The sequence below is a fragment of the Streptomyces sp. QH1-20 genome (assembly GCF_041283565.1).
Taxonomy (GTDB): domain Bacteria; phylum Actinomycetota; class Actinomycetes; order Streptomycetales; family Streptomycetaceae; genus Streptomyces; species Streptomyces syringius.
This window is the reverse complement of the sequence record NZ_CP166299.1, coordinates 7,235,486-7,248,303: the sequence shown is the minus strand read 5'-3', so window position 1 is coordinate 7,248,303 and position 12,818 is coordinate 7,235,486. Positions and strand designations below refer to the sequence as shown.

Genomic DNA, 12,818 nt, shown 5'->3' with positions numbered 1-12,818 from the left:
AGAAACAGCAGACGCGGAAGCGACGGGCACCGGCGCTGCGGCCGGGGCAGGTACGGAAGCCGCCGCCTCCTCCTCGACGTGGGCGGCCTCCGTGCCGGCGCCCTCATCGGCGATCAGGCCCGCCTCGGCGGCCTGGACGGTGTCGAACCTCGGTCCGGGGGTGAGCCAGTAGCTCTCCCGGGCGAAGGGGTAGGTCGGTGCGGGCACCCGTCGGGGTGCCGCACCCGGCCACAGCTCCGTCCAGTCGATCGACGCGCCGCCGACCCACAGCCGGGCGACCTTGTCCAGGCGGCCGGAGTCCACCACGGCCCGCAGGTAGCGGTTCCCCTCGGACCCGTCCAACAGCAGGGCCGTGGTGGCGTCCTGGCCGTCCCCGGCGAACACACCGGGCGCGGTGCCGTCGGACAGCCACGCCTCCAGGGCCGCCACCAGCGCGCGCGGCGAGTCGGCGACGACGGCGAGGCGGTCGGAGAACGCCTCCCGGCCGGTCTGCAGGGTGTGGGCGAGGGCGGCCGGGTCGACCCCCTCGTTGGCCGCGGCCCAGTCGGCGAGGCGTCGCGCGTAGCTCCGCAGCCGCTCCGGGTCCTTCGCGGACAGGACGAACAGGTGGGCACCGGCGGGCCCGCCGACCGGCTCCTCCCGGTACTCCTCCACCACCACGTGCGCGTTGACCCCGCCGAGGCCGAAGGAGCTCACCCCGGCGCGCAGCGGCGCCTCGGCCCCGTCGGGTGTGCGGACCCGCCGCCACGGCTCGCGTCCGGCCGGCACCCGCAGCGGGCTGCCGTCGAGGCGCAGGTGCGGGTTGAGGGTGTCCTGGTGGATGTTTCCGGGGATCTCCCGGTGCCGCATCGCGAGCAGGGCCTTGATCAGGCCGGTGACGCCCGCGGCGGCCTCCAGGTGGCCGGTGTTGGTCTTCACCGCGCCCAGCGCCACGTGCGCTTCCGTGCAGGCGGCGCCGTGATCGGCGTACAGCTCGGCGAACGCCGTCTTCAGTCCCTCGACCTCGACCGGGTCGCCGAGTTCGGTGCCGGTGCCGTGCGTCTCGATGTAGGTGACGGTCCGCGGGTCCACCCCGGCGCGACGGTGCGCCTTGACGACGCAGGCGGCCTGCGCGTCAGGGTTGGGCGCGGTCAGCGAGTTGGTGCGGCCGCCGTGGTTCACGGCACTGCCCCGCAGGACCGCGTGGATGACGTCGCCGTCGGCGATCGCCGCGTCGAGGCGCTTGAGGACGACCACGCCGACGCCCTCGGCGCGGGCGATGCCGTTGGCGGCCGCGTCGAAGGTGCGGCAGCGGCCGTCCGGGCTCAGCATGTCGGCCTGGCTCATGTCCACGAACAGCGTGGGCGAGGCCATGACGTTCACGCCGCCCGCCAGCGCCACGTCGCAGTCGCCGTGCCGGATGGCCTCGGCCGCCCGGTGGACGGCGACGAGGGAGGACGAGCAGGCGGTGTCGAGGGTCTCGCTGGGGCCGTGCAGGTTCAGCAGGTAGGACACCCGGTTGGACATGATCGCGTGCGCCCTGCCCACCGTGCTGTACCCGTCGAGCGGGACACCGAGGGCGTGCTGCAGTTCGAAGTAGTCATAGGTGCTGCTGCCGATGAAGACGCCGGTGTCGGTGCCGGCGAGCGCGGACGGCCGGATGCCGGCGTCCTCGATCGCGGTCCAGGCGGCCTCCAGCACGAGGCGGTGCTGCGGGTCCATCGCCACGGCCTCGTGCGGCGAGATGCCGAAGAACTGCGGGTCGAACAGGTCGACCCGGCGCATGAACCCGCCCCACTTCGCCGTGGTGCGGAACTGTCCCGGCTCGGGCTCCCCGTGCAGCCGCCGCCAGTCCCAGCGGTCCGCCGGGATCTCACGGACCAGGTCGTCACCCGCGACGAGGTGCTCCCAGAACTCGTCCAGGCCGTCGGAGTCCGGGAACAGACCGGCCATGCCGACGATGGCGACGGCGGCCGGATCACCGGCGAAAGGAGCGGGGGCCGCGGGAGCGGGCACCGGCGCGGGGGCCGGTACCGCCGTGACGACGGCCGGCTCGGTGGCGACGGCCGGGGCCGGGAGGGTGGTCTCGCGGGTGGGAGCCGCCTCTCGCTCAGGCGCGGTCAACCGCGCCGCGAGAGCCGGGCCGTGGTTGTGGAGGATCTTGTCGATGAGGTCGTTCGCGGTGGCCACCCCGAAGAACGCGGCCGGTGTCAGGTCGAGGTCCCAGCGCGCGTTCACCTGGTGGCTGAGCCTCGTGTACATGATCGAGTCGAAGCCGAAGCGGCTGAGCAGGTCGTCCGGCGCGAGCTCGCCCGGGCGGATCCCGGCCACTTCGCGCAGGAGGGCCAGCAGTTCGTCGGCCGCCGCCGCGCGCCACGCCTCCCCGGCGGGGGCCGTGGCTGCTGGCACGACCGCCGGGACGGCCGGGGTCGTGGCCGCGGGTACGACCGCGGCCACGGGCCGCTGCTCGTCCGTGCCGGCCGTCGTCACGCCGATGCGGGCGAGGAAGTCGTCCGTGCCCGAGACCACTGCCACCTGAACCTCCTGTCGGCCGAGCACCTGGCTCAGCGCTTCGAATCCCGTCTGCGGGGCGAGCGGGTGGACCCCAGCGGCAGCCAGCCGGTCGCGGTGGCGCTCGGTGAGCGCCGAACCGGTCCAGGCGCCCCAGTTCACGACCCGTACGGGGTAGGGCAGGTGTCCGGCGAGCGCACGCCCGACGGCGTCCTGGGCGGTGCATCCCGCCGCGTAGGCGGCCTGCCCGGGGTTGCCGAGGAAGGACTGGACCGACGAGAACACCGCGAGGAAGTCGAGCCGTCGGCCGTCCAGCGCCTCGACGAGCGCCGCGAGGGTCCGGGTCTTCGCGGCCAGGCCCGTGGTGAACCAGGCCTCGTCCATGGCCGCCAGCGACCGGTCGCTCGGCACGGTCACCGAGTGCAGGACCCCGTGCACGATGCCCACGCGGTCGAACACGGCCCGTAGCTCGGCGGGTCGGGCGGCGTCCGCCCGGTGGACCTCCACCGAGGTGCCCGTCGGGTCGATGGCCCGGATCCGGGCGGCCTTGGCCGCGTCCGGCGCGGAGCGCCCGACGAGGACGACCTTGGCCCGGTGGAGCCGCACGAGCCGCTCCGCGACATCGAGGCCCACGTCACCGGTGCCGCCGACGATCACGTACGTGCCACCGTCGCGCAGCAGGGGCGCGGCGGGTGCCGTGGTGTCGAGGGGCTGGAGCACCTCCTCGTACCACTGTCCGGCGCGCAGCGCGTAGTCACCGGGAACGGCGACGGTGACCGTGGCGGGGTCGTCCGCGCCGATGTCGACGGTGCTGACCCGCCAGCGCTCGCACTCGTGCCGCACCGACCTGGCCAGGCCCAGGGCGGCCGCGGCCATCGGGTCGGTGGGCGTGGCGAGCGGCCCGGCGGCGTCGCGCGTCACGACCGTCAGCGACAGCTCGCCGGCCGCGCCGGGGCGCGACTGCAGGTGCGTGACGATCCGGAACAGGTCGAGGACTCCGGCCTCGCCGTGGACCACGGCGTGGACCGCGGCGGGCGTCGGCAGCGACGCAAGCGGCGCGCCCTCGACCCGGTGGACGTCGGCGGCCGGGAAGTCGTCGCAACCGAGCACCCAGACGGGCCCGGTGACGGGGGCGGTGACGGCCACCTCGGCGACGGGCCGCCGGCGCGGCGCATACATCCCCGCCGGGGCGGCGGGGGCGGCGGCGTCCCTGAGGGTCTCCGGCTCCTGGGGGCCGACCCAGCACCGGCGGCGTTCGAACGGGTAGGTGGGCAGCGGAATCAGTGCGCCGTCCTGCGGCCAGTCGACCCGCTGCCCGGCGACCCAGCGGTCGGCGGGTGTCGTGCCGTCGGGCCGGGCCAGGGCGGGGTGGTCCGCGCCCTCGGCGGCGGCGGACAGCGCGGCGGCGAGCGTGTGCCGGTCGGCGGCGGTGACCGCGAGCCGTTCGGCCATGGCGTCCCGGCCGTGCTGGAGGGTGTGCGCCATGTCGGCCAGGTCCGGGGTCCGGTCCAGGGCCGCGAGCAGCGCGGCCGCGTACCGGCGCAGGGCGTCGGGCGTACGGGCCGAGACGGGGAACACCCAGGGGCCGTGCGAGCGTTGCGGTGCCCGCGCGGGCTCGGCCTCCTCCAGGACGACGTGGGCGTTGACACCTCCGTAGCCGAAGGAGCTGACGCCCGCGCGCCGCGGCCGGCCGCCGGCCGGGCTCGGCCACGCCTGCGCCGAGCGGACCAGGCGGAACGGGCTGCCGTCGAGCCGCAGATGCGGGTTCTGCTCGCCGAGGCCGGCGACGGGCGGCAGCACGCCGTGCTCCATCGCGAGGAGCACCTTGATCACTCCGGCGGCGCCCGCGGCGGATTCCAGGTGGCCGATGTTGGCCTTGACCGCTCCGACACCGCAGAAGGGCTCGGCGGGTGCCGCGAGGCCCCGTCGGCTCAGCAGTTCGTCGAAGGCGAGCCGCAGGCCGTTGATCTCGACCGGGTCGCCGAGCTCCGTGCCGGTGCCGTGCGTCTCCAGGTAGCCCACCGTGGTGGGGTCGCCGCCGGCGCGCTCGTGGGCCCGCACGATCATCGCCGCCTGGGCGGCGGGGTTGGGCGCGGTCAGGGACCGGGCCCGGCCGCCGTGGTTGACGGCGGTGCCGCGCAGCCAGGCCCGGACGCGGTGCCGGCGGGCGCGGCTCGCGCTGGTCAGCACCACGAGGCCGAAGCCCTCGCTGCGGACGAAGCCGTCCGCCCGGGCGTCGAAGGTCTGGCACCGCCCGGTCGGGCTGAGCATGCCGGTGTTGCTGAGCAGGACGTGGTTGTGCGGCGACAGGATGAGGTTGATGCCGCCGGCCACCGCGATGTCGCACTCGCCCGAGCGGATCGCCTCGGCGGCCCGGTGGATCGCGACCAGGGAGCTGGAGCAGCCGGTGTTGACCGGTTCGCTCGGGCCGTGCAGATCGAGCAGGTAGGAGACCCGGTTGACGAGGATGGAGTGCGTGGTGGCGGTGGCGGCGTGGGCGTCGACCGGCACGTCGGCGGCCTTGCGGACCTCCTCGTAGTCGCTCGATCCGGCCCCGATGAACAGACCGACGTCGGAGCCCGCGAGCGAGCCGGGCGCCAGCCCGGCGTCCTCCAGGGCGGTCCACACGCCCTCCAGCACGAGCCGCTGCTGGGGGTCCATGCCCGCGGCCTCGTGCGGGGAGATGCCGAAGAAGAGGGGGTCGAACATGTCGACGTCGTGGACGAATCCGCCGCGGTGGGCGTGCACGCCGTCCGGGAGCGAGCGTGTCTCCCACCGGTCGGCGGGCACGTCGGTGATCAGGTCGTCGCCCGCCACCAGGTGCTGCCAGAACTCGTCCAGGTCGCGGCTCGCGGGCATCCGCCCGCTCATGCCGACGATGGCGATCGCCTCCGGCTCGGCGGGGGCCGCGACGGGGACCGTCGGGGCGGGGGCCGGTGCGGGTGCGGGTGCGGCAGTCTGCTGCGGCCGGGGTGCGGCCACGACGGCAGCGGGCTCGGCGGGCGCCGGGGCGGCGGTGTGCCGGTGCTGCAGTTCGGGGTAGTCGCGTACGAGCCGGTCGGCCAGGGCGCGCAGGGTGGGCGTCTCGTAGAACAGCGCGGGCGTCACCGCCAGGCTGAACTCGTCGTTCAGCCGGGTCGCGAGGAGGCTGTAGCTGACCGAGTCGAAGCCGTAGTCCCCGATCGCCCGGTCGAGGTCGAGGTCCTCGAGGGGGATGCCCGAGGCCTCCGACGTCAGGGCCAGGAGAGCGTCGGTGAAGCCGGTGAGCGACGTCTTGGTGGCGTCGCCGGGCGTGGCGGGGTCGTCCGCCCTGGCCACGAGGATGTGCTGGAAGTTGCGGGTGGTCTCGGCGGCGCCCGGCATCGCGGACACCGCGTCGTAGCCGACGCCGGTGAGCAGCCCGGTCCAGCCGGGCACGTCCAGCAGCGGCGAGCCGGGCAGGCGCAGGGCGGTGTCGGTGTGGGCCCACCAGCCGTCGAACAGCCCGTAGGTGAGCGTGGCGGCCAGGGTGACCGAGGTCAGTTCGTTGAGCAGCAGCTCGCCGCCGGCGCGCAGCACTCCGCGCAGGTGGCGCACGGCACGGCCGACGTCCGACGTGGCGTGCAGGACGTTCGCGCCGACCGCGAGGTCGAAGCCGTCCGCCGGGAAGCCCTGGGTGACCAGGTCGGTGTCCAGGTCCAGGCGCTTGAACCGCAGGAAGGGGTACTGCTCGCCGAACTCCCGGCGGCCGTGGGCGAGGAAGGTGACCGACAGGTCGGTGTACCAGTACTCCACCCGCTCGCCGTACGGGCGCAGCGCGCGCAGCAGCCCCGCGGACGTGCCGCCGGTGCCCGAGCCGACCTCCAGGATGCGGACCTTCGCGTCGGCGGGCAGCTCCGCCAGACGACGCTGGACGTGCGCGACGAGGTGCCCGGTGAGCAGGTCGTTGTAGAGGTCGCTGATGGGGTTGCCCCGGTAGACGCGCTCCATGAGCGAGGTGCCCGACGCGGGGAAGAGGAGCTCGGTGGCGAGGAGCTCGCCCCGCAGCAGCTGCGGGTAGTGCTCCAGGCACAGGGCCAGCAGCCGTACGAAGACCGCGGATTCGGGGTGGGCGTCGGCCAGCTCGTCCAGCTGCCGCAGGTGGCCGCCGGCGCGTGCCGCGGCGAGGGCGGCCGGGACCGGGCGGTGGCGTCCGTCGCCGGCCTCGGTCAGGCCCGCGTCGGCGAGCATGTCCAGCACGGTGTGCAGCAGCCGTGCGTACCGGGGGGTGACCCCGACCCGGCGGGCGACCTCGTCGGCGTCCGGGGCCGGGCCCCGCCAGGCGCCCAGGTCGTCGAGCAGGGCGAGCAGGGCCCCGCTCGCGATCGTCGTCATCTGCCGGTCGAGCGCGTGGAAGTCCTCCACCACGCGCAGGTCCGTGGTGGTCAGCTGCCCGCCGGTCGGCGTCACGTCCGTGGTCTCCGTTCTGATCGCTCCCATGCGTGCACGCAGGTCCTCGGTGCCGGGCACCACGACGGCCTGCGGTGCCGGCTGCCTCAGTGCCTCCACGAGCGCGGCGAACCCCGCCTCGGGCGTGATGGACCCGAAGCCGGCGGCGGCCAGGCGGTCGCGGTGGGTGTCGTCGGCCACCGCGCCGACCGTGCCCCAGAAGCCCCAGTTGACCGCGCGCACCGGGTAGGGCAGGCGGGCGTCGAGGGCATGGGCGTAGGCGTCCAGGAAGGTGGAACCGGCCGCGTAGTTCGCGAGGCCGGGGTCGCCCGTGAAGGACTGCGCGGAGGAGAAGAACACCAGGAAGTCCGGGCTGTGCCCGCGCAGGGCGTCGACCAGGGTCGCCGCGACACCGGACTTGGCCGCCAGGCTCTCCGCGAGGTCCGCGTCCGAGAGGTTGCGCACCAGCCGGTCCCGCTGGACCAGCGCCGCGTGCACGACGCCGTGCACCGGACCCGCCTCGTCGAGGACGGCGGCCAGTTGCCGGGCGTCGGTCGCGTCGGCGCGTACGTAGCGGATCCGGTCCCCGAGGTCGGTGCCGGGCAGCTCCCGGCGGCCGACCAGGACGACCCGTGCGTCGAAGTCCTCGACGAGCCGGTGGGCGATCGCCAGGCCGATGCCGCGGGCTCCCCCGATGATCACGTAGGTGCCGCCCCGGCGGAGCGGGACGGGGCCGTCGGCGGCCGGGGCGGGACGCAGCACCTGGGTGTGGCGGACGGCTCCGGTGCAGGCGAGCCGGGTGCCCCGGGGCGCCGCCGTCACGAGGTCGGCGAACTCATGGGCGGGATCGAGGTCGACGGTGGCGACCGACCAGGCGGGGTGCTCGTTCTCCAGAACCCGGGCGAAGCCGATGATCCCGGCGGCGTAGGGGTCGGTCACATCGCGGCCGGGTGCCGCGGCGGCACCGGTGGTGACGACGACCCAGTCGAGTGCGGACAGGCGGGACCAGTCGCGTGCGTAGCGGACCAGTGCCTTGACACCGGCGGCCTCGGCGCGCGCGACGCGGTCCGTCTCGTGCCCGGCGGCGCCCGTGGCACCGGCCAGGACGTAGACCAGGCGCGGCGTCACGGAGATGGGGGCTCCCAGCTCGGCGAGGACCGCCCCCTCGTGCCGAGTGGCCAGTTCACGGGCGAGGCCGGCGCGGTCGGGAGCGTGCAGCACCACGACCGGACCGGTCGGCGTCCCGAGCGGGGCGGGTGCCGGGCACGCCTCCCACACGGGGACGTCCAGCGGGATGGCCTCGAACGCGGCGGCCCGGGGCCGCTCGGCGGCCGGCGCGGCCACGGGCAGCGAAGCCTGCGCGGGAGGCGCGACGTCGACCCAGCACCGTACCCGTGCGAAGGGGTAGTGCGGCAGTGCCACCTTGCGCGCCTTCCGGTCGCGGTGCAGCGCACGCCAGTCGGGGGCGGCGCCCGCGGCCCAGCAGCGTGCCAGCACGTGCGGGTCGGTGGAGTCCGGGGCGGCGGCGGTGCTCCGCCCGGTGACCGTGCCGCGGTAGCCGGCTGTTTCCGAGCCGTCCAGGAAGGCGCGGAGCACCGAGCGCAGTTCGGCCGTGTCGGAGGCGACGACGGCGAGCCGCTCCTCCATGGCTTCCCGGCCGATCTGCGTGGTGTAGGCGATGTCGGCGAGCGGGGCGTCCGATCCGGTGGCGTCCTGCACGGCCGCGGCGAGGCCGGCCAGCGTGGAGCGGGCGTCGACGTGCGGGGCCGGGCCGGGGAAGCCGTCCGCGAGCGCCCGGGCCAGCCTGCGCAGGTCGTCGGCGTCCAGGCCGAGTTCGTCGAGCTCGGCCTCCGGGTCGGCGCCGGTCAGCCCGGCCAGCTCGGCCACCTCCGCGAGCCGGTCGGCGGCCGGCAGCCGCGTGTACCGCTCCGCCAGCTCGCGCAGGGCCTGCGGGGTGCGGGCGGAGAGCAGCACGACCTGCGGTCCGACCGCGGCGGCGTCCGAGGCCCACGCCTGCGGGAACTCCTCGACGACGACATGGGCGTTGGCCCCGCCCGCGCCGAAGGCGCTGACGCCGGCGCGGCGCGGGGTGCCGGGCCCGGCGGGCCACGGCGCGGCCTCGCGCTGCACGGTCAGGCCCGAGGCGTCCCAGTCGATGACCGCGTTGGCCGGTTCGGCGTGCAGGGACGGCACCAGGGTGCGGTGGCGCAGTTGGAGCAGCACCTTCGTCAGGGAGGCGATGCCCGCGGCGGGTTCGAGGTGGCCGACGCCGGACTTCACCGAGCCCAGCCGGCACGGGGTGTCGCCGTAGACCTGGGACAGGGCCGCGATCTCGATGGGGTCACCGAGGGCCGTGCCCGTGCCGTGCGTCTCGATGTAGCCGATCGACGCGGGGTCGACGTCCGCCTTCTGCAGCGCCCGCCGCACCACGTCGGCCTGTGCGGTGGGGTTGGGTACGAAGAAGCCCCCGGCGCGTCCGCCGTGGTTGACGGCGCTGCCCTTGATGACACCGAGGACGCGGTCGCCGTCCTCCAGCGCGCGGGCCAGGGGCTTGAGCACGACGACGCCGACGCCCTCGCCGGGCACGTAGCCGTCGCCGCCGTCGCCGAAGGCGCGGCAGCGGCCGTCCGTGGAGACGAAGCCGACCTGGCTCAGGTGCAGGTACTTGTACGGGTGGACGATGAGGTTCACGCCGCCGGCGAGCGCGAGCTCGCTGTCGCCGGACCTGAGGCTCTCGCAGGCCAGGTGCAGTGCGGTCAGGGACGACGAGCACATCGTGTCCAGCGCCAGGCTGGGGCCGCGCAGGTCGAGGAAGTAGGAGAGGCGGTTGGCGACCGCCGAGGAGAAGGACGTCGGCAGCACCGGCAGCCGGTCCTCGGCGCCCAGGCCGAGCATCTGGTACTGGGTGAACATCACGCCCGCGAAGACGCCCACCGGGCGCCCGGCCACGTCGGCGCGGGTCAGGCCCGCGTCCTCCAGGGCGTGCCAGGAGGTCTGCAGGAACAGTCGCTCCTGCGGGTCCATGCCCTCGGCCTCGCGCGGCGTGATCCGGAAGAAGGCGGGGTCGAACTCGTCGATGCCGTCGAGGAACCCGCCCCACTTGCTGTACGAACGCCCGGGGGCGCGCTCCGGCTCGTAGAAGCCGGCCGCCTCCCAGCGCTCCTCCGGGATCTCGGTGACGCAGTCGCGTCCCGCCAGCAGGTTGGCCCAGAACGCGTCGAGGTCCTCGGCCATGGGGTAGCGGCCGGCGACGCCGATCACGGCGATGTCACCGTCGGCTTCCGGCGTCCCCTGCGTCTCCCGGGGCAGGGCGCGGTGCTCGGCGTCCGGCGTGCCGTGGTGTGCCTCGGGGGTCTCGGTGGCGTCGGCGGGGGGCAGGCCCAGCGACTGGGCGGCGCGCTCCGGGTCGCCGTGGAGCACGACGACCTCGGTGCCGGCGAGCGTGAGGGCCTGCTCGAACACGTCCAGACCGTCCGTCGTCGGCAGCGGGACCTGGCCCTGACGGCGGAAGAGGGCCTCGGCCGCCGGGTCGGTGCGCATGCCGCCCTCGGCCCACAGGGGCCAGGCGAAGGAAGTCAGCCCGTGCTCGCGGGCGTAGGCGTCCATGAAGGCGTTCGCGGCGGCGTAGTCGCTCTGTCCCACGTTGCCGGCGACGCCGGTCACCGACGAGAACACGGCGAAGAAGTCGAGGTCCAGGTGGCGGGTCGCCTCGTGCAGCAGCACCGTGCCACGCACCTTGGGGGCGAGGACCGCCGCGACATCGGCGGCGGACTTGGCGGTGAAGAGCCCGTCCCGCAGCACACCGGCCGCGTGGACGACGCCGTCCAGCCGGCCGTACCGGTCGAGGACGTCCGTGACCAGGGCGGACACCTCGGCCGGCACCGTCACGTCGGCGCGGAGGTACCGGCCGGCGGACGGCTGCGGCTGCGGCGAGCGCCCGGTCAGGACGGCCGTGGCACCGCGCTCGGTCAGACGGGCGGCGAGTTCCCGGCCTATGCCGCCCGCTCCGCCGGTGATGAGGTAGACACCGCCGGGCCGGACGGGGGTCGGGCCGCCGAGGTCCGCCGCGCGGTAGCGGCGGACATGGCGGCGCCCCGGGGTGTGCCGCACCCAGGTCTCGTCCGGGTCGGCGAACTCCGCGAGCAGCGCCTGGGGATCGGCGGGGCCGTCGCACTCGACGGCGGTGATCGCGAGGCGCGGCTGCTCCAGGCGTACGGTGCGGGCCAGTCCGGCCACGGCGGCGGCGACGGGCGCCGGGCCGACGTGCACGACCGGCACCGGGTCGTCGGCGAGGGCCTGGGCCAGCGCGAGCACCTCGCAGCAGGCGGCGCGCACGGCCTCGGGGAGGTCGGCGGTGGCGTGCTCCGTGCGCTCCGCCACGTGCAGGACCGCCTCGGGCGGGGCACCGAGGTCGGCGACGAGCAGCCGCAGGTCCGCCGCCTCGCCGGGGCGGATCTCGTACTCGTGGTGCGCGACGCGGCGGAAGGCCGTGCCGCGGCGGGCGGTGATCTGACCGGGTCGGACCGGCAGTTCGCCGATCACCAGCAACGATCCGGTGGCGGGCGTCGAAGGCCGGGGGGCCGCCTGCCACACCCCGGTCAGGCAGCCGGTCCGTGCGGGGGCGTCCTCCTGCGGTACGGCGGCGGCCGTGCGGGTGCGCCAGTCGTCGGGCAGCAGCCCGGCGAGGTGCTCCGCGACCGCGTCGACCGTCGGGTACTCGAACAGCAGGGTCGGGTAGAGCGCGATGTCCCAGCGTTCCTCGAGGGCGCGGACCAGCGTGAGCAGGTGCGTCGACTCCAGCCCGAGGTCGTAGAAGCCGCGGTCGCCGTCCACCACCAGAGCGGGGTCGCCGACGGCGCGGCGGACCAGTTCGACGATCTCCGCCTGGATGTCGGCGGGCTCGCCGTCCGTGCTCGCGGGCGTCGAAGGGGCCGGGGAGGCGGCGGGGCCGGCGGGGGTCACGGTGAGGGCCGACGCGGCACTGGAAGTGTCGGTGGTGAGCCGGGTGATCGCCGCCGTGGAGCGGATCCGCTTGAAGGTCAGGCCCGTGAACCGGGCGGCGGGCGCGCCCGAGCGGTCGTACAGGTCGATGTCGGCCTTCACCACGTCGTCACCGGCGCCGGCCGGCCGCAGACGCAGGTCGACCGTGCAGGCGTCGCCGAGGGTGCGGGCCGCGCGGAAGGAGGCGATGTGCAGGGGGATGAGGGGGCGTCCGTCCGCGTCCGCGCCGTCGAAGGCGAGGGCGTACGACTGCATGGTCGACCCGTCGAGCAGGGCGGGGTGGAGCAGGAAGTCGGCCACCGTGGCGCGGGCCTCGTCCCCGAGCGCGAGTTCGGACCGCACGCGGTCCGTGCTCGCCCGCAGGGTGCCCGCGCACCGCATGAACGCCCGGTGCTCGATGCCGGCCGACCGCCCGGTCACGTACACCTCGGCCACGTCGCGCGGGGTGCCGGGGGCCGTCGGTTCGAGGGCGCCGGTGAGCGGGGGCAGACCGGTGCGCAGGGTCGCCCGCAGATGGGTGGTCCCGGCGTCGTCGACGGGGGTGCCGTCCTGGGTGCGGCGGCTGGTCGCCGTCACATGGAAGACGTCGCTGTCGGGGTCGGAGTCGGGTTCGAGGGCGATGACGAGTTCACGGTCGAAGGACTCGGTGGTCACCACCGGCTCGACGAACAGGACATCGCTCAACTCGGTCCCGTCCAGCGGGATGTCGCGCGCGGCGAGCAGTCTGCAGACGATGTCGAGGAAGGTGACACCCGGCAGGGTGCGCACCCCGTGCACCCGATGGTCGTCGACGATCGGGTTGTCCCGGTTCAGGTGCAAGACGCAGCGAACGGACCGTCGGTCCACGTGTTCTCTCCTGGTGATCGGCGATGCGGCGGAGCGTGATCTACGGCCCGGGCGCGCCGGGTTGCGTGAGGGTC

Annotated in this window: 1 protein-coding gene (cut by a window edge); it reads right to left on the bottom strand. The window is 75.2% G+C overall.

Translation table 11 applies throughout. The features are described from left to right. Positions 1-12,744, bottom strand: the 5' portion of a protein-coding gene (locus AB8O64_RS32570) for an SDR family NAD(P)-dependent oxidoreductase (protein ID WP_370423213.1). Its footprint begins 447 nt before the window's first position; only the first 12,744 of its 13,191 coding nucleotides appear in the window; the start codon lies at positions 12,742-12,744; its stop codon lies off the left edge, out of view. Positions 12,745-12,818 lie beyond the last annotated feature (74 nt).